This window comes from Blautia segnis, assembly GCF_014287535.1.
GTDB classification, from domain to species: domain Bacteria; phylum Bacillota; class Clostridia; order Lachnospirales; family Lachnospiraceae; genus Blautia_A; species Blautia_A acetigignens.
This window is the reverse complement of sequence record NZ_JACOOT010000037.1, coordinates 21,996-42,488: the sequence shown is the minus strand read 5'-3', so window position 1 is coordinate 42,488 and position 20,493 is coordinate 21,996. Positions and strand designations below refer to the sequence as shown.

General features: G+C 40.1%; 21 protein-coding genes. 18 read left to right on the top strand and 3 right to left on the bottom strand.

Annotated features, from left to right (window positions below):
• Positions 1-259 precede the first annotated feature (259 nt).
• The 16 genes from H8S54_RS15795 (at position 260) to H8S54_RS15720 (ending at position 16,703) form a co-directional block, all read left to right on the top strand.
• Entirely contained in the window at positions 260-454 is a 195-nt protein-coding gene (locus tag H8S54_RS15795) for a helix-turn-helix domain-containing protein (RefSeq protein ID WP_008373524.1), read from the top strand.
• Between the two features lie 14 nt (positions 455-468).
• The gene (locus H8S54_RS15790) at positions 469-1,686 is read left to right on the top strand and encodes a site-specific integrase (protein WP_186901793.1); all 1,218 of its coding nucleotides are present in this window, start codon (positions 469-471) and stop codon (positions 1,684-1,686) included.
• Entirely contained in the window at positions 1,658-2,659 is a 1,002-nt protein-coding gene (locus tag H8S54_RS15785) for an AAA family ATPase (RefSeq protein WP_181977662.1), read from the top strand. The genes H8S54_RS15790 and H8S54_RS15785 overlap by 29 nt, the downstream gene beginning before the upstream one ends.
• A gap of 115 nt (positions 2,660-2,774) precedes the next feature.
• Complete coding sequence (locus tag H8S54_RS15780) at positions 2,775-3,008, top strand: complexin-2 (RefSeq protein ID WP_330412578.1); 234 nt, start codon at positions 2,775-2,777, stop codon at positions 3,006-3,008.
• Positions 3,009-3,158: 150 nt separating this feature from the next.
• The gene (locus tag H8S54_RS15775; protein WP_008373529.1) at positions 3,159-3,386 is read left to right on the top strand and encodes a DUF5348 domain-containing protein; all 228 of its coding nucleotides are present in this window, start codon (positions 3,159-3,161) and stop codon (positions 3,384-3,386) included.
• A 185-nt stretch (positions 3,387-3,571) separates the two neighbouring features.
• Positions 3,572-5,002: a plasmid recombination protein gene (locus H8S54_RS15770; protein ID WP_330600205.1), complete on the top strand. Its 1,431-nt coding sequence runs from the start codon at positions 3,572-3,574 to the stop codon at positions 5,000-5,002.
• A gap of 3 nt (positions 5,003-5,005) precedes the next feature.
• The gene (locus H8S54_RS15765) at positions 5,006-5,380 is read left to right on the top strand and encodes a TnpV protein (protein ID WP_186901792.1); all 375 of its coding nucleotides are present in this window, start codon (positions 5,006-5,008) and stop codon (positions 5,378-5,380) included.
• Between the two features lie 241 nt (positions 5,381-5,621).
• On the top strand, positions 5,622-6,038 hold the full coding sequence (locus tag H8S54_RS15760; protein ID WP_117674939.1) for a YjdF family protein: 417 nt from the start codon (positions 5,622-5,624) through the stop codon (positions 6,036-6,038).
• A 47-nt stretch (positions 6,039-6,085) separates the two neighbouring features.
• Positions 6,086-6,283 carry a zinc ribbon domain-containing protein gene (locus tag H8S54_RS15755; protein WP_008373560.1) on the top strand — a complete coding sequence of 66 codons (198 nt, stop codon included), beginning with the start codon at positions 6,086-6,088 and terminating at the stop codon, positions 6,281-6,283.
• 58 nt (positions 6,284-6,341) lie between these two features.
• The gene (locus H8S54_RS15750; protein WP_117674938.1) at positions 6,342-6,674 is read left to right on the top strand and encodes a DUF3784 domain-containing protein; all 333 of its coding nucleotides are present in this window, start codon (positions 6,342-6,344) and stop codon (positions 6,672-6,674) included.
• Between the two features lie 41 nt (positions 6,675-6,715).
• Positions 6,716-7,036 (top strand): DUF3784 domain-containing protein, encoded by a 321-nt coding sequence (locus H8S54_RS15745; RefSeq protein ID WP_117674937.1) that lies wholly within the window; start codon positions 6,716-6,718, stop codon positions 7,034-7,036.
• A gap of 150 nt (positions 7,037-7,186) precedes the next feature.
• Positions 7,187-8,128 (top strand): helix-turn-helix domain-containing protein, encoded by a 942-nt coding sequence (locus H8S54_RS15740; protein ID WP_117674936.1) that lies wholly within the window; start codon positions 7,187-7,189, stop codon positions 8,126-8,128.
• Positions 8,129-8,892: 764 nt separating this feature from the next.
• Positions 8,893-9,873 (top strand): hypothetical protein, encoded by a 981-nt coding sequence (locus H8S54_RS15735; RefSeq protein WP_117854836.1) that lies wholly within the window; start codon positions 8,893-8,895, stop codon positions 9,871-9,873.
• Positions 9,874-9,971: 98 nt separating this feature from the next.
• A complete protein-coding gene (locus H8S54_RS15730; RefSeq protein WP_021924510.1) occupies positions 9,972-11,582 on the top strand; it encodes a hypothetical protein in 1,611 nt (536 codons plus the stop codon).
• A gap of 5 nt (positions 11,583-11,587) precedes the next feature.
• Complete coding sequence (locus tag H8S54_RS15725; RefSeq protein WP_021924511.1) at positions 11,588-12,301, top strand: DUF6063 family protein; 714 nt, start codon at positions 11,588-11,590, stop codon at positions 12,299-12,301.
• Positions 12,294-16,703 carry a hypothetical protein gene (locus H8S54_RS15720; protein ID WP_186901791.1) on the top strand — a complete coding sequence of 1,470 codons (4,410 nt, stop codon included), beginning with the start codon at positions 12,294-12,296 and terminating at the stop codon, positions 16,701-16,703. The genes H8S54_RS15725 and H8S54_RS15720 overlap by 8 nt, the downstream gene beginning before the upstream one ends.
• 178 nt (positions 16,704-16,881) lie before the next feature.
• On the opposite strand, the gene H8S54_RS15715 is transcribed toward H8S54_RS15720, so the two are convergent.
• The 3 genes from H8S54_RS15715 to H8S54_RS15705 form a co-directional block, all read right to left on the bottom strand.
• On the bottom strand, positions 16,882-17,394 hold the full coding sequence (locus H8S54_RS15715) for a hypothetical protein (protein WP_243000415.1): 513 nt from the start codon (positions 17,392-17,394) through the stop codon (positions 16,882-16,884).
• A gap of 70 nt (positions 17,395-17,464) precedes the next feature.
• Complete coding sequence (locus H8S54_RS15710) at positions 17,465-17,944, bottom strand: RNA polymerase sigma factor (RefSeq protein ID WP_021924514.1); 480 nt, start codon at positions 17,942-17,944, stop codon at positions 17,465-17,467.
• 161 nt (positions 17,945-18,105) lie between these two features.
• The gene (locus tag H8S54_RS15705) at positions 18,106-18,405 is read right to left on the bottom strand and encodes a MerR family DNA-binding protein (protein ID WP_262579939.1); all 300 of its coding nucleotides are present in this window, start codon (positions 18,403-18,405) and stop codon (positions 18,106-18,108) included.
• Positions 18,406-18,793: 388 nt separating this feature from the next.
• On the opposite strand from H8S54_RS15705, the gene H8S54_RS15700 reads away from it, so the two are divergent.
• Entirely contained in the window at positions 18,794-19,216 is a 423-nt protein-coding gene (locus H8S54_RS15700; protein ID WP_186901795.1) for an SseB family protein, read from the top strand.
• A 293-nt stretch (positions 19,217-19,509) separates the two neighbouring features.
• Positions 19,510-20,487, top strand: coding sequence for a hypothetical protein (locus H8S54_RS15695; RefSeq protein ID WP_186901790.1), 978 nt, complete (start codon positions 19,510-19,512; stop codon positions 20,485-20,487).
• Positions 20,488-20,493 lie beyond the last annotated feature (6 nt).

The following is a 20,493-nucleotide window of genomic DNA, read 5'->3' as shown; positions in this document are numbered from 1 at the left end:
AGTTACATCACAATAATAAAGGAAAAACGTACCGCTTTGAGCAGAAAACGCATACCGCTAAATCAGAATGGATGTACCGCTAATTTCAGAATAGGCGTACCGTTCGGGCAGAATTTGCAGCTATGATTAGTATATCACAAATGATAAAAATCAACAATATAGAAAAATATCATTCATACAGATAAAAATTATTGACAATGATTATTTAAAATGATATAGTATCAGTGAAAATGATAATTATAGATAAGGAGGAAATGATATGCAGAGACAGAACTATATGATTACAGCGGAAGAAGTTGCAGAGAGCATGGGGATTTCACTTGGATATGCTTACAAACTGCTTCGCAAACTGAACAAAGAGCTTGCAGATCAGGGATATGTAACCGTTTCGGGCAAGATACCGAGGGCATTCTGGGAAAAGAAATTTTATGGATATTCCCAGATTGCAATGTAAGGGGGTGAGAAAGTATGGCAGCATACAAAGATGAAGAAAGAGGAACCTGGTATGTTTCATTTTATTATGAGGACTGGACAGGAGCCAAAAAGCGAAAAGTAAAAAGAGGATTCCGCACTAAGAAAGAAGCATTAAATTTTGAAGCGGAGTATAAAAGAACAGCGAAAGCAGACATGGATATGACAATGGGAGAGTTTGTAGAAGTATACTTCCGAGACAAGTCTCAGTCATTGAAGGACAGGAGTATCAAGAACAAAAGAGATACGATGAATGCTCAACTGTTACCGTATTTTAAGGACAGACCGATGAACAGTATCACACCAGCAGAGATTATCCAGTGGCAGAATACGATTATTGAAAAAGGATATTCAGATGATTATCTGAAAACAATACAGAATCAGATGACGGCATTGTTCAATCATGCGAAGAATATCTACAATCTGGCAGATAATCCCTGTGACAAAGTAAAACGTATGGGAAAGACTTCAAAAAAGAAAATGAAGTTTTGGACAATTGAAGAATATCGGCAGTTTATGACCGGAATCGAACCGTGCAGCAAATATTATGTGCTGTTTGAATTATTATTCTGGACAGGAGCGAGAGAAGGCGAAGCACTCAGCATTACACCTGCTGACATTGATTTTGAAAGGAATCTACTTCATATCAATAAAACTTACTACCGTATGCATGGAGAGGACGTGATTACATCTCCCAAAACAGAAGAATCGAACCGTACGATTTCCATACCGGAATTTCTGAAAAAAGAGATTCAGGACTATATTAGCAGACTGTATGAGTTGCCCGAAGATGAACGGATTTTTCCAATGGTTCATGAAGCGGTACAGCATAAGTTAAAACAGGTGGTTCAAAAGACCGGAGTAAAAAAGATAAGAGTACACGACATTCGTCACAGTCATGCGGCATTTCTGATTAATAAGGGAGTGCAACCATTGATGATTAAAGAAAGGTTTGGACATACGGACATTCGCATTACATTGAATACTTATGGGCACTTATATCCAGATCAGCAGAAAGTGGTGGCAGATATGCTGGATGATGAAAATATAAAAAGCTCCGGAAGTACGAACAACCGGAGCAATGTGACAAATGGGGACGAATCCACAAATGTCAACCCTAGACAAGTTGATTATAGCAGGGATTCTTCCAGAGAACAACAGAGAATTGGCGAGAACAGTTGGGAAAATGGAGGAATTTATGGAACAGAGAAATGAGAATAAAACAGATTTGAAAATGATAAAGATGTCAGATGTCCAGTCCCAGACAGTGGACTGGCTCTGGTATCCATTTATCCCTTATGGGAAATTAACGATCATTCAGGGTGATCCGGGCGATGGAAAAACTACGCTGATATTAAATATTGCAGCGAGATTGTCTAAAGGAGAAGGTCTGGATAACGATATGAAAGTAACAGAACCAGTAAATATTATTTATCAGACAGCGGAAGATGGGCTGGCAGATACGGTAAAACCCAGACTGGAGCTGGCAGAAGCGGTCTGTGAAAGAATCATGGTTATAGATGAAACAGAAAAATCACTTTCCATGATAGATGAGAGACTGGAAACTGCTATCAAACGGACTGGTGCGAGAGTGCTTATTTTAGATCCGATTCAGGCATACCTTGGAGGAACAATGGATATGAACCGGGCAAATGAAGCAAGGGATATGACAAAAAGATTGAGCTTGCTGGCAGAAAAGTATAAATGTGCAATTTTATTAATCGGACATATGAATAAAGCTGGTGGAAATAAAGCTGCATATAGAGGAATGGGTTCGATTGACTTTTTTGCAGTAGCCAGAAGCGTATTACTGGTAGGAAGAATAGAGGGAGAACCGGACTTAAGAGCAGTGGTTCAGATTAAAAATAATCTGGCTGCATTTGGACATTCCAAAGCATTTCGCCTGACAGAAACCGGATTTGAGTGGATAGGTGACTATGAAATCACAGCAGATGAGGTGCTTGGTGGAATTGCTCCAAAGGTAAATAAACTGGAACAGGCAAAAAAGATGCTGAGGGAACTGGCAGAAACATCAGCTTCTGTGCAAAGCAGTGAAATCTTTGATATGGCAGAAGATTTGAATATTTCTAAAAGAACACTGGAAAATGCAAAAAAGGAACTTGGAATTAAGGCAAGACGAATCGGTAATTCATGGTATTGGGATTTAGATAAAGTTAAGCCGGAATAAATTAAGGGTGCAACATTGCAGAGTATATAGAAAATGCGGAATTAAAATGCAAGGTTGCAATCTGTAAAGACATTGCAGTGTTGCGTCCTTACATAAATTGTAAGAAGGTGAGAACTTGAAAAACGTTATGATTCCAGAGGAGTTATTTGGAAAGATTATAAAATATCATTTACTGGATCAGGAACAGGAAGCAGATGATATAAGAAAAGGTTTGGAGAAAAAGCTGGATGCAATGGTAAATCGTGAGGTATACAGTAAATCCAAAACTGCACCAACAGAAGAAGAACGGGAAAAGTTCCGGCAGGAGTATCTGGACAGAAAAGGAATGCAAGAGAGCTTTCGATGGTAACAGTTCTTATTGACTATCTTTTTACAGGAGCGTGTCACGCACCTGTGAGAAGTAAACAAGGAGAAAGTTGGTAAGGTGCAGACGGAAAACTATGGCTGGAATGTGAGATTACTGTAAATTTGATAGTTGTGAAGAAGGGAGAAAGATACAATGAAACAGGGAAGATTAGGATATAACAGCAGTAATGACAGATATGGATTGTTGGCATCAGACTTATGGATTGATACGGGATTTCACTGTGGAGAAGGTCTTGAGGTGCTGGTTGATGATAAGTGGGTACGGACAAGAATGGAGATGAATCCGGCAAGAGAATGGTATCTGGTGGGAACATCATATTGCGGAGATCTGGAATATGTACAGGCAAGAATACCGGAATAATTTGATTGGATAGCCCCCGGCAGGGCGCAAGGGTACTTTTGATGGACGGTACGGCTGTCGAAAGTGCTTTTGCGTTACTTTTGACAAAAGTAACAAAACCGCCGTATCCGGCGAAAATTTCTTAATATCGCCATGACTGGCGTAAATAAAAATTATGTGCTATCTGGCACTTGCTCAGAAAAGAGGTGAGAAACATTATGATAAAACGAACAATTAGCGGTATGATAGGGAAAGGTTCTTTGGTCCATAACAGGAGAGAGTTTTTCGCAGAGAATGTAGAACCGGACAGAGTACAATTAAATATTTGTTACCAGAATGAAAATCTGAAGGAAGTCTATAAAGAGTTATTTGATGATGCTGTGGGGAGATACAACATCGGAAAAAGAAAAGATCGGCAGATTACAAATTACTATGAAAAAATTCGGCAGGGAAAACAAGAGAAGTTGTTCCACGAAGTGATTTTTCAAATTGGAAATCGAGAAGATATGGCTGTCGGAACAGTAGAAGGAGATCTGGCTGTAAAAGTGCTGGATGAATATGTAAAGGACTTCCAGAAACGGAATCCAACGCTACGGGTATTTGGGTGTTATCTACATCAGGATGAGTCTACTCCACATTTACATATTGATTTTATTCCTTATGTGACTGATTGGAAAGGAAAAGGAATGGACACTAGAGTTTCGTTGAAACAGGCATTAAAAAGTCTTGGATTTCAAGGTGGAAATAAGCATGATACAGAGTTGAACCAGTGGATGAACCATGAAAAAAAGGTCCTGGCAGAGATTGCAAAACAGCATGGCATTGAATGGGAACAGAAAGGTACTCATGAGGAACATTTGGATGTTTATAACTTCAAGAAGAAAGAGCGAAAAAAGGAAGTACAGGAGCTGGAGCAGGAGAAAGAGTATCTAACTGCAGAAAACGAAGAACTGACAGCACAAATTGCGGAATTCAGAGCAGATATCCAGATTTTAAAAGACGATAAGGAACAGGTAATCAGGGAGAAACAAGAAGCAGAACAAAGGGCAGAGGACGCAGAAAAAGAAGTAAAAAGTCTGGAAGAGCGTCGAGATGTGCTGCAGCCGATTATGGATAATGCCAGTAAAGAAATAAAAGAATATGGAATGATTAAGACGTTTTTACCGGAGGCAGGAACATTTGAACGTGCAGTACCTTACAGAGAAAATAAAATCAAGCCATTGTTTATCAAGATGAAGAATCAGATTGCTGCATTAGCTGGAAAGGTTGTAGAACTTAACAAAACGATAGAAAGCTGGAAAAACAAATATCAAAAATCTACGGAGAAATGTGATGATATCCAAACGCAGTTAGATGATGTGCGTAAAGAAAATGGGGAATTATTAAATGATAATCAACGTTTGCAAGAGATTTCGGACAGATATGACAGAGTGGTGCGTATTTTGGGATCAGAAACTGTAGAGGAGGTGGTGCAGCAGGATATTAAAGAACAAAGGACACTGGAAGAAAAACGGCGAATGGAGCAAATGCCAAAGGGAAGCGTTCTGAAACAGTTGGAATGGGCGACTCAAAAGAGTCAGATTGAAAACCAACAACGTAAGAAAAATAGAACAAAATACAAAGGATTGGAGATTTAGACTATGAAAAAACAAATTTATGATGAAAAAAATGGAATGAGCTATACGTTGCATGGAGATTACTATTTGCCGGATCTGGTTTTAAGAGAAGAAGAACCGATATATGGAAAATATGGAATGTTACGAAAGCAGTTCTTAAAAGAACACAGATTAGCAGGGTATCAGTATTTGTTATTGACTGGAAAGCTGAATAAACATCTGAATCAGACTGATCAGGAAGCTAGAGAACAGGTGGAAACGCTTATGGAACAGATGACAGAAAAACAGGGTGTAACTGAAGAATTAAAGGCACAGGATCAAATGGAGTGGGTCAGGCTGATGAATAATATAAAAGCTAGTGCAGAAGAAATTGTATTGAAAAACATGATATATGTGTGATTGCGAGGGGGATAAGATCGCTTTTTTACATTTTTGTATATTAGAATAGAACTTTAGAAAGCACTATGGTAAAATAAAGTGAAGGTAAATTGAAAGTTATCAAAACAAAGATAAAAACGCAACGTGCATCTTTGATGTGCCAGAGCCGGTAGGTAGCCCGGCCGTCCTATATAAATAGGGTAAGTAACCTGCCCCTCCGGGTTGTCCATTCTTTGTCCAATAAATTTTAGGAGGGATTTTTATGGACAAAGTAAATGGAAGATTGACGGTATATTTTGAAGAACCATTTTGGGTAGGCATATTTGAGCATATTGAAGATGGTAAATTATCTGTGGCAAAGGTAACATTTGGCGTAGAACCAAAAGATTATGAAGTGCAGGAATATATTCAAAAATACTATTTCGGTTTGAAATTCAGTCCGGCTGTTGAAGCTATTGTAAAGGATATAAAAAGAAATCCGAAACGGATGCAGCGTTCAGCAAAAAAGCAGATGCTGGAAACTGGCATTGGCACAAAATCGCAACAGGCGTTGAAATTACAACAGGAACAGAACAAACAGGAGCGTAAAGAAAAAAAACGAAAGAAAAAAGAGGCGGAAGAACAGCGAATGTTTGAACTAAAACAGCGAAAGAAAAGAGAAAAGCATAAGGGACATTAAAAGTCTTTTGGGCTTTTTCTCAAATTCGGGATTTGGAGGTATAAACAATGAGGAAATGTGAAAAGTGTGGAGCAAGTATGAAATTAGATTTAAGACTTAAAGTTAATGGCGGTGGCTATGGGATGGTTGTTCGTGTAGATGAAAAACAAAAGGCGACAACTATAGATGATGTTAGAGTTGCAGTCTGCCCAGAATGTGGTTATACAGAAATGTATTTAGAGGATTTAACGAAATTGAAATCTTAAAAGACAACTTTCAGATTTTTAGAATTAAGAAAAACGGAATTTAAGGAGGGGTCTATAATTGAAATTAGCAGATTTAGCAACAGGTTCTGATTGGATAGTGTGGATTGTCTTTGTAATATTTGCTGTACTTTCTATAGTTTTACTTTCTGGACACGGAAGCTGGTTTATTTCTGGATATAATACAGCTTCAAAAGAAGAAGAGAAAAAATATGATGAAAAGAAGTTATGCAGGACAATGGGAGTTGGAATGTCTATTATAGCAATTCTTGCATTAATTATGGGCTTGCTTGAAAATATTTTGCCTGCATTTTTTGTATATATTGCATTGGGAATCATTGTAGTTGATGTCGTGGTTATTATCATTTTAGAAAACACACTATGCAAAAAGTAATAACTTCTGGTTTGAGGAATTGACTGAAAGGAAGGCATTATATGTTCTATATTTATATTATTTTTGACTTTGCAATGGCAGTGATTATGTTTTTATTTGGAATATGGTTTTATATGTCAAAAGGACAAGCATCCAAATTCTTGTCTGGTTATAATATGAAATCAGCAGAAGAACGAAAAAAATATGATGAAAATGCTATGTGTAAGGCATATGGGAAGAGAATGATGTTTATGTCAATTCCTTTTATTGCTGGAATGATTATAGATATTTGGCATATAGGAATCGGTTGTTTAATTGCATGGGTGATATGGTTTGTTATGTTTATTCTGCTGCTTATGGATAGACATAAAAGAGAAGGTTAATTTATAGAGGAATAGAATGCTTTTGGGGTGAAAATACCGTTTACTTGTTTTAGACATACGATGTCCGGTTGAAAATTAGCGGATTCTCGTTTTATGTCGTGGTAATTTTGGTACATATTGGTAAGCTGTAAGTGGAAGAGAGGTAGAGACATGGACACAAAAAAGATTGGAGCTTTTTTAAAGCAATGTCGTAAAGAAAAGAATCTTACACAAGAGCAGCTTGCTGAGAAGTTTGAGGTATCTGCAAGAACAGTTTCCAGATGGGAAACAGGAATAAATATGCCAGATCTCAGTATACTTGTTCAACTTGCTGAGTATTACGATGTTGAGATGAGAGAGCTCCTGGATGGAGAAAGGAGCCAGACTATGAATAAAGAGATGAAAGAAACACTGGACAAAGTTGCGGTGTATGAAGAATGGGTGAAACAAAAAGCATTAAAGGCTGGAAATCTTGCATTTGCATCAATGTTTGTGATTAGTGTGTTAGCGATTATTATTCAGATGTTATTAACGGTGGATGTTCGCTTGGTTTTAGGAGAGACAGCAACTGTCTTAGTAGGAGGAATCCTGTATGCATCTATTATGGTGTATAATGGAATATGGGATAAATGTTTGCTCCAAAGTGCTACTATATGGCGAGATTTTCTCACCAGTGTGATATGTGCAGGAATTTTTACAGTCATCTATGGTATATGTTTATTTAGAATGGGAGCTACAGAAAAACAGATAACACGATTAGCATTGGGATTTCTGATTGGTATTACTATTGTGGCATTTATTATTCTTAGGCTCTTGGCATTTATTAATCGAAAAAGAAACCAGAATTCGTCAAATGTTCAGGAGAAAAAGGAAATTTCCCTATCTAAGGTAGAATGGACAAAAATTTATAATGCACAGAATATAGTAGAGACAGAACAACTTGTAGAAATGTTAAAGCAAAATGGAATAGCAGCTTTTTCGCAGGAAGCAGGTGCGAATGTTGCAATGCATGGGGCACCAGGATTTGGAATATATGGTGTGGATATATTCGTGAAAACCGATGATGCAGAGAAGGCAGTACAGTTGATCAAGGAGATTAATAACCAAGAATGAAGAAATTTTTTGACATTTTCACACATGCGTGCTAATATGATTATAGAAAAAGAGTGCTACCGATAGACGGTTAGTCCACATACTTAATTGATTAAAAATAACCGTTCAGTTTGCGAGGCTGGGGCGGTTATTTTTGTGTCTTGTTATTATCTTTGCCGAATGTGTATCCGGCACAAAAGCAGGTGATGCCGAAGCTCACGACTGCAATAAAGTCCACAATACTCATTGGCTTAGCCCTCCTTTCCAGTGGATTCTCTTTCGAGTTTCTATGTAATCAGAGGGTCACAGTCCCTCTGCTGAAGGACTAACCGCCTACCGTTATGATAGCACCCATGTTTCGATTATAACAGTCAAGGTGGGAATCTGCAACCGGAAAGTTGACAGCTCATGAAAATCTGGCTGTGATACCGTTTTGATACTAAAAAATGAAGAGAACAGAAATATAGCGTAGAAATCCTATAACACAGGACAATAAAGACACGAAAATCACAGAAAATAATGAGATTTTAAGAACCTCACAAACGTGAAGGTGGACGTACTGTTGGATCAGGACGTGTTGCTACAGTTATCGAATAATTTTAGCATAACATCTTAATTATATAAATAGAGTACCGCAAGGTACATGTGTCCAAACGTAAGATACCCCGGAACCGTAAGGTTTCCGGGGTTTTTCTGTTATAAGTAAAAATTATTATAGAAAAATACACACATCTATGATAAGATACCTATAAGAACATACATTTGTATTCGGAGGAGTTCCCTCTATGAAACGAATTTCCTTAGAAGCTCTTCTTCGCACTATGCAGGATCAGTCCTATCAGGAGCAATACGAATATATTCGGAAGCTGCTTGAAGAAGAAAAAATAAAGCCCGTGAAAGCATCCAGGACCAATGGGAAAAAGCCTGCACTTTATCGGGAATATTGGATTCTGGAAGAGAAGAAGGATTACAGCGAGTATATAGAGGAAATAAAATATAATTTTTCTACAAGGATTTCAGTAGATTATTATCTTACACATCCAGATGTTTATGAAACAGATCGACCATGGGTGCTTCTGTTGAATGAGTACCTGAAAGAACATAAGGACGCTTTGAAGACCGCAGAGTCACTGAATGAGAGAAGCTTTGAAATCTGGAGCAGAGAGAAATTCCTGGACAGGGAGCAAGGGAAGAAAATACTGAATCGATGCGGACTGGGCTTAGAATTTTTGAATATCTATCGGACGACAGAACCGTTGGCATATTACACTCATACAAGAAATACCCCGCAGAATCTCCTGATTTTGGAAAACAAAGATCCTTTTTTCAGTATGCGAAGCCATTTATTGAGCGGGCATACTGAAATTTTTAATATGGAAGTGGGAACACTCATTTATGGGGCAGGCAAAGGTATTCTCCGTTCCTTCCAGGATTTTGACCTGTGTGCGGAACCCTATATGACAGATTCTGGAAATAAGATTTTTTACTTTGGTGATCTGGACTATGAGGGAATTGGAATATATGAGAATCTGGTAGAACGATTTCAGGACAGATGGGAAATCAAGCCCTTTATTCCTGCATATGAAGCAATGCTGAACAAGGCAGACCGCCTGGAAAATTTGCCAGAGACCAAAGAACATCAGAACCGAAATATTACTTCCATATTCTTTTCCTATTTCAGCAACACTACTGTGGAAAAAATGCAGGCAGTTTTACAGAATGAAAGGTATGTTCCACAGGAAATTCTAAACAGAGCAGACTTTTAGAAAATCAGATAAGCTAATATCTAATATGGCAAAAGGCAGCAACGCAAAATATAGAATAAATTACGAAGCATATCTACCAATGCTGAAGGAGGCAGTCTTTGCAGTACGAATTCCTCAAAAATTTTCCAAGACGAATGAAAAATGTGGGACTGTATGCGGTGCTCATTCAGAACAGCGCTCAGAAAATGTCCTGGAAACAGTTTGGCTTTTCAAAATTTGATGAACAGCTGAATCTTATTTTTGCTGTTATGCTTTACATTATGGAGCAGTCCCTGAAAGAAGAAAATTGTACCATGGATGATATCGGGGCATATATTGATACCCTTAATACCAGATATCTGCAAAAGCAAATCACCTACGAGGACTGCAGGAAGCTGGGGGATTTTATTGTCAACGTCATTCTGTCCAACGAAGGCCGTGCCATGTATTTTGACGGGTACGATTTCGAGCAGAATGCCTATCATATTATGCATGTCAGTTATGTGGCGAACCGTATTGTTTATCTTGATCAGGAGGTTCGCAGAACGTCCTATTATCTTACCGATGACGGGTATAATCTTATACTTTCCACCCTTGAAATTGAAAATAATATGAAGCTTACCATTCACGAAATGATCTTTCAGATGCATCTGGAAAAGCAGAGCTACGACAAGGCTGTGGATGAGATAAAAAATGTATTTAACCTGATGCGGATCCAGCTTCAGAAGATTCAGGAAGCTATGGGAAAAATCAGAAGAAATGCATTGAATTACTCCGTAAAGGATTACGAAGAAATCCTTTTGGAAAATCTGGATACTATCAGCGACACCAAAGAAAAATTTCAGAAATACCGGGAATTGGTTCGAAGCCGGGTAAAAAATCTGGAAGAAGAAAATATTAATGTTCGTCGTCTGGGAGAAAAGGAAGAGGAAAATCTGGAGAATCTTCGTATCATAGAAGGATACCTGAACCGCACCATCGATGAACACCAGAAAATTCTCAGCAGTCATTTTGACCTGAAGGCTCTTTATACCAAAGAACTGGAATTATTGTCTCAGGTATCGCTGATCCAGAGATTTTCTTTCCGAAACGATTTTTATGATAAGGTTCTGGAAAAACCAGCGTCTCTTGGAAATCTGGAATATTTTTTGCGGCCTTTATTTAATCAGGAGCCAGAGAAAATTTATAATCTGAATAAGGCGTTGTTATATCAGAAACCCAGTGTACGAAATGAGGAAGAAGATACAGAAGAAATTCTGGATTTTGATGAAGAAGCATACCAGAAAGAACAGGAAAAAAAGCGAAAAGAAAAACTGAAATGTTATGAAAACAGCCTGGGATTTCTTATAGAACAGACGGTTGAAACAGGAGAAATTTCTCTTTTAGAAATACAAAGCAGGCAGGAAAACCTAAACCAGCTCATTCCAAATGTAGAAATTTTTAAGGAAATTATGGTAGAACTGATTCGAAATAAAGAAATTGATATGGACGCCCTGAAAAGAGAACGAAGTGAATTTATTCAGGATCAGACATCTGATTTTCAGCTCAATGAAATGCTTCTGCAGCTTTGTGAAGGAAAATTTTCACAGCAGAAAATAAGAAAAATAGAAGTATACAGAATTGAAGACGGAAATACCGTTATTTTTGATAATGTGTTGACTGAAGGTGGAGAAAGGAAGAGCATCCGCTGTTCCAATATCCTTGTCCGAATCTTAAGAAATGAGGAATAGCCCATATGGCATACGAAGCAGAAGAAGTCCTTTCCAGCCAGGAGATCTTTTACTATTTGCTGGAACATCATGAATTGAGAGAAGAGGATGAGCCTCTTTTATATAAGGCCTATACGGAAGAGGAAGCAATCCGGAATCTGGTAAAATCCCAGGGTGAGGTGGCTGCAGCCAATGTAGAACGCTATGGAAATGTTATTTATCTGATTCCCAAAGAAGAAAATAATTTTCTGGGATTTTCCAAGCAGCAGTTAAAGAATACGTTATGTAAATCTACAGCAACAGACAAAGACTACTACTTATCCCAATTTGTAATACTTACATTGCTTGTGGAATTTTTTGATGGGCAGGGAAGCAGCAGTAAAGCCCGGGAATATATGCGGGTGGGAGAGCTTATGAACTGTATTTCCACAAGGCTGAAGGAAGGTGCAGCAGAAGAGGAGGATGAGAAAGATACAGCAGGCATTTCCTTCCGGATTCTGTACGAAACCTATGAGGCTCTGAAGTCTGATGACAGAGGTTCCAGAATGAAAACAACGAAAGAAGGTTTCATTTACAACATTCTGATGTTCCTGCAGAAACAGGGACTGGTTGAATATGTAGAGCAGGACGAGATGATAAAAACCACCAGAAAACTGGATCATTTTATGGACTGGAACCTTCTGAATCAGAACAATTATGAGCGAGTTCTCAGAGTACTGGGGGTGGCAAAGGATGAGTAAGATTAATGCAATACGTCTGATCAATGTGAATTACAACAACAATGCATATTGCATCAGTGATGAAACCATGTATTTCAATGGAGAAAGTACATTGCTTTCTCTTCAGAATGGCGGCGGAAAATCCGTACTGGTGCAGATGCTGACAGCCCCATTTGTCCATCAGAGATATCGCAATACCAAGGACCGTCTGTTTGAAAGCTATTTCACAACCAATAAACCCTCTTTTATTCTGGTGGAATGGGTCCTTGACCAGGGCGCAGGCTATGTCCTTACCGGGCTTATGGTGAGAAAAGCCCAGGATCTGCAGGAGGACAAAAAAGAGAACCTGGATATAATCGGCATTGTGAGTGAATATCAGGAGCCATGTATTCAGGACATCCGTCATCTTCCCGTAGTTGAAAAGGGCAAAAAAGAGATGATTCTGAAGAATTTCAATTCCTGTAAACTGTTGTTCGAAAGCTACAAAAAAGACAGGGATATGAAGTTTTTCTATTATGACCTGACCAACTATGCCCAGTCCCGGCAGTACTTTGACAAGCTGATGGAATACCAGATCAATTATAAGGAATGGGAGACTATCATTAAGAAAATTAATGTGAAAGAGTCTGGCTTATCCGATCTTTTTTCCGACTGCAGAGATGAAAAAGGCCTGACAGAAAAGTGGTTTCTGGAAGCCATTGAGAGCAAGCTGAATAAAGACAAAAACCGTATCCGCGAGTTCCAGTCTATTCTGGAAAAATACGCTGGACAGTACAAGGATAACCGTTCCAAAATCAAGCGAAGAGACAATATCCGTGCCTTTAAAGAAGAGGCAGAGTCTATCCGCACAAGGGCAGAAGAATATCAGGAAGCTGAGCGTGAAGAGGGAAAGCAGGAGAACAAAATTGCCTGGTTTATCCATGATGTGAACGCTCTTTTGAATGACACCCAAAAGGAATACAGTGCGTCAAAAGAACAGCTGGAAGGTCTGGATAAGGCTGTTGCAAGAGTAGAATATGAGGAGCTTTCCAGCAAGGTTTATGAAAGTGAAAAAGAGAAAAACCTTCATCTTAGTGACCGTGATATGATTGATATGGAACGGGAAAATCTTCAGGAAGAGGCAGCTAAGACACAGGAAAAGCTGCATATTCTGGCTTGTGCCAGAGGACAGCAGTCCGTTAATGAGGAGAAAGGGGAATTAGAGCTTCTCCGGGAAAAAATTGCGGTGGCAAGGCAGCAGGGAGAGGATCTGGAGCCAGAGCGCAGGGCACTTGGATTTTCACTGAAATGCTTTTTGGAGGGACAGCTTCGGGATAACCGCGGGCAGCAAAACATACAGAATGAAAGTGCAAAAAAGGCAGGAGAAGAGGCAGACAAAAAAGCGCAAAAAATTCAGGAGCTGGAAGAAAAAATACGTGATTGTTTTGGAAAAAAAGGAAAACTGGAAAGCCAGATTGAAGCATACAGCCGCGTGGAAGAACAGTACAATTCCAAATATCAGGAAGAATTAAGGCGCAATATTCTTGGCAGTTATGAAGCTGGAACCCTTCAGATCTGTCAGCAGATTTACGAACAGGATCTGGAAAAAGCAGTGCGGGAGCGCACCGAAAGCCAGAAAAAATGGGAAGCAGACAAGGAAACAATCCGTGGTCAGGAGCGCAGATTAGAAGATAAAAAAGAAGCTTTAATTCACAAGAAAATAAAAATTCAGAAGCAGACAGGCAGATATCAGACCTATGAAAAAGAACTGGAAGACAGAAAAGCGGTTCTCAAATATCTGGATATGGAAGAACGCTATCTCCTGGATCGGGAAAGGATTCTTGACGTTTCAGGACGAAAGCTGCGGGAACTGGAAGAACTTCGCAGAAATCTGGAGAAGGAAGAGGACACTCTGGAAAAGGAATACACAGGCCTGACCAGCGGCAAAGTCCTGGAACTGCCAGAAGAACTGGAAAATGAACTGAAAAACCTGGATATCCATGCAGTTTACGGTATGGAATGGCTGAAAAAGAACGGCTATTCCCAGAAGAAAAACCAGGAGCTTGTGCGTCGAAATCCGTTCCTTCCGTACGCCCTGATTCTTACCAGGCAGGAGATGGAAAAGCTGGGACGAAATGGGAAAAACATTTGTACTTCTTTTCCCGTACCTATTGTAGAAAGGGAAAAGCTTGAGGAAGTTCAGGAGAAATACGCGGATAAAATTGTAAGATTTCCGGGAATTAGTTTTTATATTCTGTTTAATGAAAACCTGTTGGATGAAGAGAAGCTTCAGGCAATGATCTGGGAGAAAAGGCAGCAGCTGGAAAAAATCGGGCAGGCTGTTTTACTTCGCAAAAAGGAATATGCAGAGTATTTCCAGCGCCAGGAAATGATCAAAAATCAGACCGTGACAAAGGAAAGCTGGCAGGAAGTACAGGAAACTCTGGAGAAGCTGGAAGAAGAGAAAAAGCGTCTGGAAAAGGAAATAAGGGACGATTCCCAGAGTCTTGAAAAACTGAAAAAAGACCATGATGAACTGCAAGCTTTTATTGCCAGGGCGGGAATGGAAATTCAGCGTCAGCGACAAAAGCTGGAGGATTTTAAGCAGCTGAAAAGGGACTACGACTCCTATGAAAGCAACCGTGAAGTACTGGAAAAGTGCAAAAAAGAAGAAGCACGCTATCAGGAAAATCAGAAGCTTGCCAGAGACCGGCAGAGGAAACTTCTGGAAGAAAAGAAGACTTTTGAATACAGTATAAACATGCTGGGCAGGGAAGAAGAACGGCTTAGTGAGAAGTATGCCCGATATGCCGCATATGAGAATGCGGAACAGAATTTTCACATAGATGAGAGTTTGTCGGCAGATCAGATGGAAGCACGTTATGAAGCAATTACCTCGGTTCTTTCCCAGGAACTGAAAGATCTGGAAGCACAGGAGAAGAAAGTGGCAGGACGTTTCCAGCGGGCAATGGATGACCTTGAGTACCAGCAGAAAAAATACAAATTAAAGCCTTCGCAGTGGCAAAATGTGTTTTATGACCGGAAAGAAGAAACGCACCAGGAAGTAATACTGGAAGATTTTCAGCGTAAAATCCAGACGAAAGATCTGCAGTGGAATGAGGCTGATAAAAAGGCTGCGGTTGCGCAGAGTAGGATCAGCGAACTGATGAAACGAATCCGTTCTGTATGCGGCATGGAGAATCCGCTCCCTCAGAATGAAATTCAGGGACAGGATTTTGCGGCACGAAGAAACCAGCTCCTTTTCCAGATAAAAGAAGAAAAAAAGCATGCTGATTTCCTGAATGGAAAGGTTCGAAGCTATGAAGAAAATTTAACTGCTTTGTCAGAATATAATGAGCTGATTCCAGCAGAAACAGAAGAGTGGGAAACTATTTCCTTTGATATGGAAGCTGCAGAACTGAGAAAGTTTAAAGGGATTCTCATTCGCGATTACAATCAGAGAATCAGGGATACCAGACAGAAAAAAGAAGAACTGGTGCAGCTGTTAAACAAGATAGTCCGGATGGAAGCGTTCCAGGATGATTTCTACCGGAAGCCGCTGGAGCAGATGCTGGAACTCTCCGGAGATGCAGGCCGGGTTCTGATCCAGTTGAGAACAACGGTGCAGTCTTACGATAGTCTTATGGAAAAGCTTGAAGTGGACATTTCCGTAGTAGAAAGAGAAAAGGAAAGAATCGTAGAGCTTATGGAGGATTATGTTCAGGAAATCCACAGAAATCTTGGAAAGATTGATCATAATTCCACTATTACAATTCGGGAAAAGCCTGTAAAAATGTTAAGGATCCAGATTCCTGACTGGGAAGAAAATGCAGGACTTTATCATCTTCGTCTGGAGGATTTTATAGATAAGGTTACTATGGAAGGGGTGGAGCTTTTCGAGAGAAATGAAAATGCCCAGGAATTTTTCGGCTCCAGCATTACTACCAGAAATCTTTACGATCAGGTTGTAGGAATTGGAAATGTGCAGATCCATCTTTATAAAATCGAAGCTCAGAGAGAATATCCCATAACCTGGAAAGAAGTAGCGAGAAACTCTGGAGGCGAGGGATTTTTATCTGCGTTTGTTATTTTGTCCAGCCTTCTGTACTATATGCGAAAAGATGATACAGACATTTTTGCTGACAGAAATGAAGGAAAGGTTCTGATCATGGATAATCCTTTTGCACAGACAAATGCTTCCCATTTGCTGATTCCGCTGATGGATATGGCGAAGAAAACCAATACCCAGCTGATCTGTCTCACCGGATTGGGCGGAGATTCCATTTACAACCGTTTTGACAATATTTATATTCTAAATCTCATTGCCGCCAGCCTCCGCGGCGGCATGCAGTATCTGAAAGCAGAGCATAAAAGAGGCAAAGAGCCAGATGAACTGATCACAGCCAGAATCGAGGTTGGGGAGCAGCAGGAACTGTTGTTTTAAAAATTAGGGAAACTAAGCTATAAATAAAAACAGGATGAAAAGCCTTGGATTTACTTTTCATCCTGTTATCACTTGTTTTATCACTTGTTTTATCGCTTGCTTTATCGCTTATTTTTCTTTGCTTGTTTTTATATCAACTGTTTTGTAAAACGTGAGGGGTAAAATTGTTCGATTGGGATTAATTAAACTCCTCCGGTTCCACATATTTCTCATTGGAATAGCTGAATCCGTTCTGATACTTCACAGTCAGGTACAGTGTTTTATCCCCGTCTGCGATTTTAACGAAGCAGACTTTGTTGTCGTTGAATTTATTGGTAATGTCAATGCTCTGGTTGTGGTAATAAACCCAGACACTGCCGTCTTCCTCGTATTCTACGTCTGGAGAGTCGATTTCTTCCATAAGCTCTTCTGCGGTAAGCGAACGCTGTGTTCCATCGGCTTCAAAGGCAATTCCACCGCCGCCGGATTCCTGGAGTTCTCCATTTTCATCGTAGTATTCCATAGTATAAGTGCCGTTATCGGAAACATTCAGAGTGGCGTTGGTCTGGTCGCCGTGGATCCAGAGCTGGATGGTACGCTGGATGCCGCCTACATTAGCCGCATAAGCGGTTCCGGTTCCACCAAGAAGAATGCATCCTGCAATAACGGCTGCTGCTGTTTTCATTTTTGTTCTTTTCTGTAATCTTGCCATATTTTTTACCTCCCGAAATGAGCTTTCAGAGGTCTGTAATACAGAAAATGCTTTTTTATATTTTTCGTGATTAGTCATTTTCCCATTCCTCCTTTAATGAATCCCGTAGCAAAGCCCTTCCCCGGGAAAGCCGGACCTTTACATTGCTTTCAGAGAGCTTCAGGATATCGGCAATTTCCCGTACGGAATAATCCTCATAATAAAATAAGTGAATGACAATTCGGTACTTGTCTGGAAGCTTCATCACCTCTTCGAACAGGTCTCTGGACTGGGAATTAGGAAAAGTAAGAGTTTCTATGTAATCCTCCAGAGAGCATTTGTTTTTCTTCCAGAAAGTCCGGTTTATATTTCTGGCCTTATTAATGACGACCCGAAGAAGCCATGCCCGGATGTGCTGCTCACTTTCAAATTCTTTTCTGCTGGTGTAATACTGAACGAATGTCTCCTGAACTACGTCCTCGGCGTCCATCTGGTTCTGGCAGGTGTTAAAAGCTGCCGCGTAGAGACTGTTCTGGTAACGCTCGATCAGCTGCTGTACTGGTTGTCTCATGAGAACTCCTTTTGCTGTTGTTTCGGTGAAATGTCAACATTTTATATTTCCTTTTAGGTACCTTCACTTATAATACAAATGAGGTAAGGGGAAGGTTACAGGAATTTGAAAATAAATTACAGAAAAGAAAATTTGCAGGAGTAACAGGAAAGGCGCCGATCTCAATCAACAATCGGCACCTTTGCAAGATCTCTCTTTAAGTTGCGAAACTGAGGGGGAAGTTCCTCCACAGACATGGACTGAGGCACCTGAACCGTTCCCGCATCCCTGGCTGTCTCATAATACCAGCATTTGAAATCCAGCACATCCATAGTATGCTGCAGTTCTTCCATCTGAGCCTGAAGAATCTGGCGCTGCCTGTAAAAAAGCTGGAGCCGTTCTTCAATGGTGCTGTCTCCCTCCATGGCAAGATGGATGTATTCCCGGATATCCTTCAGGGACATTCCGGCCTTTTTTAGAATTCCTCCCGTTGTAAAATTGCCCGCAGCTGTCGCGGCAATCTTTCGTATAATGAAAAATTATATCATAGTTTGATAAGGATATCAAAGCTGGGATTAAGGTTCACAGAATACCATCAAATTTCGGTATGAAATTATGCAAAGAAAAGGTTGAATACATCACGAAGCGTTTTTTACGCAGGTCATGAACCGTAATTCACCTTGCGGTAAATACTGCAAACATGGTATGCTATACAAAGGTGTTTCGGAAAAAGTGATTCTATGATAACGTTTTAAAACAGATCATTATCAGTGAGCTGATTTGAAACACTGTGTGTGCGGCAGAAAAGCTGCCAGATTAAAAAGATATAAAAAGAATATAAGAAAGGAATTTAATATCTTGGAAAATAAAATGGATAACAAAATCGACGAAGGTTTATTAAGAAATGAAAAAATAGAAGAAGCCATCGCAGCTCTTCAGCAGAGTCCTACCGAAGAGCTCCTGGCTCATGCACTGACTGTTGTGCGCAGGCGCATGCGGGAAAATGGTCAGGTGATCATTGCCGTAGAACCAAACGCGGCAGCAGACCAGATGAAGCTCCAGGCAGTGAAAACTTCCGACGGAAACAGCTGGTGGGCAGTATTTACCAGCTTTGACGAGGAAATGAAAGGCAGCGGAAGCGTAATGTCTACCTTCATGACAGACATTGGAAAAGTGCTGGAAGCTGCACTGTCGGAAGAGGAAATACACGGCGTCATAATCAATCCCTGGAATCGCACATTGATGTTAGACAAGACCCTGATCCGGATCATTCTGGGAAATATGGCACAGTAATTTACTGAGGCACTTAAAGCCTGTTGGGGAGGTGTAGAAAATTTTTTTCTTCAGACAGCCCAGGAGATATTATCAAAAATCAAATAGGTTCGCGTTAGAAGCTGCCGGATGCAAGTTAAAAAGCATCTGGCAGCTTTTCCTATAGATAAAATTCTATGGGAATCATTCATTACAAAGAAAATTCACAGCACAGAATTGTTTCCAATATTTCCTATAAATTATTGACAAACGATAATTATAAGTTATAATAAAATTATAAATTATCGAAAAACAATAATTAAAGGAGGACAATCATGAAAGAAAAACATCTGCTCACTTTACTGTCAATAGAAGCAGCTGCCTGTGTCCTGTTCTGTATTTTGCAGCGAAGCGTATCCGGCTTTTTCTCAACCATAGTGGCATTTCCATTTGAACAGCTGGGAGTGGGACTAAGAGCGCTGTCACTTTCTGGAGGTGCCGGAAATGCAGCAGCCATTCTTTTTTACGTCCTGCTTAGTCTGATTCCAGCTGGAATCTGGCTGATCTTAAAGAAGAAACAGAAAACCATGCCAATTGATTTTACGCTATTCCTGCTCAGCGTTCTTCTTTTTGTAGTCCTGTATTATATGATCAATCCGGGCCTTATGGGTTTCGCTGTACCAGGGACGGGAAAATGGTCTCTTGGCAGCACCTTTTATTCTGTGCTTCTGGGATATCTTCTGATCCGTGCACTTTTGAAGTATCGGAACGCGGGAGCGAAGAAACTGCAGGAAGGACTGTGGCTGCTGCTTGGGGCTGTGAATATTGTGCTGGTATATGGGATCTTTGGCCAGGAACTGGGAAGTCTGCTGCTGAATCTGGAAACGGTTCAGAAAGGAAATACAGGTATCACTCTAAGTGATGGATTTTTCGCCTATTCCAATTTGAACACAACCTATTTGTTTTTGTTCCTTCGTTTTGTAATTCGCATTTTGCCTTACGTGCTGAATATTATAATCGTTTTCCTGGCAAGAAGGCTCCTTACTGCTATGAGAGAAGATCTGTATCGGGAAGAGAGCGTGAAAACCGCAGACAAATTAGCCAGATTCTGTATGTGGACCCTGATCGTCACCATCGGACTGGACGCTGGATTCAATCTGCTGCAGCTGTTTTTCCAGAGGCAGCTTTACCAGATGGATTATGTGGTCACGGTTCCCGTATTTTCTCTGGCCTTTGTGCTTGCAGTGCTGCTGTTTGCCAGATACATCCGGGAAATGCAGCGGCTGAAGGCGGACAATGATTTGTTTATTTGAAAGGAA

Coding starts and splice junctions, on each gene's coding strand:
- H8S54_RS15785 (WP_181977662.1), top strand. CDS start 1,658: ATGGAGGAATTTATGGAACAGAGAAATGAGAATAAAACAGATTTGAAA.
- H8S54_RS15735 (WP_117854836.1), top strand. CDS start 8,893: ATGAAACGAATTTCCTTAGAAGCTCTTCTTCGCACTATGCAGGATCAG.
- H8S54_RS15755 (WP_008373560.1), top strand. CDS start 6,086: ATGAGGAAATGTGAAAAGTGTGGAGCAAGTATGAAATTAGATTTAAGA.
- H8S54_RS15720 (WP_186901791.1), top strand. CDS start 12,294: ATGAGTAAGATTAATGCAATACGTCTGATCAATGTGAATTACAACAAC.
- H8S54_RS15760 (WP_117674939.1), top strand. CDS start 5,622: ATGGACAAAGTAAATGGAAGATTGACGGTATATTTTGAAGAACCATTT.
- H8S54_RS15795 (WP_008373524.1), top strand. CDS start 260: ATGCAGAGACAGAACTATATGATTACAGCGGAAGAAGTTGCAGAGAGC.
- H8S54_RS15745 (WP_117674937.1), top strand. CDS start 6,716: ATGTTCTATATTTATATTATTTTTGACTTTGCAATGGCAGTGATTATG.
- H8S54_RS15725 (WP_021924511.1), top strand. CDS start 11,588: ATGGCATACGAAGCAGAAGAAGTCCTTTCCAGCCAGGAGATCTTTTAC.
- H8S54_RS15715 (WP_243000415.1), bottom strand. CDS start 17,394: ATGGCAAGATTACAGAAAAGAACAAAAATGAAAACAGCAGCAGCCGTT.
- H8S54_RS15695 (WP_186901790.1), top strand. CDS start 19,510: ATGAAAGAAAAACATCTGCTCACTTTACTGTCAATAGAAGCAGCTGCC.
- H8S54_RS15790 (WP_186901793.1), top strand. CDS start 469: ATGGCAGCATACAAAGATGAAGAAAGAGGAACCTGGTATGTTTCATTT.
- H8S54_RS15700 (WP_186901795.1), top strand. CDS start 18,794: ATGGATAACAAAATCGACGAAGGTTTATTAAGAAATGAAAAAATAGAA.
- H8S54_RS15740 (WP_117674936.1), top strand. CDS start 7,187: ATGGACACAAAAAAGATTGGAGCTTTTTTAAAGCAATGTCGTAAAGAA.
- H8S54_RS15775 (WP_008373529.1), top strand. CDS start 3,159: ATGAAACAGGGAAGATTAGGATATAACAGCAGTAATGACAGATATGGA.
- H8S54_RS15710 (WP_021924514.1), bottom strand. CDS start 17,944: ATGAGACAACCAGTACAGCAGCTGATCGAGCGTTACCAGAACAGTCTC.
- H8S54_RS15765 (WP_186901792.1), top strand. CDS start 5,006: ATGAAAAAACAAATTTATGATGAAAAAAATGGAATGAGCTATACGTTG.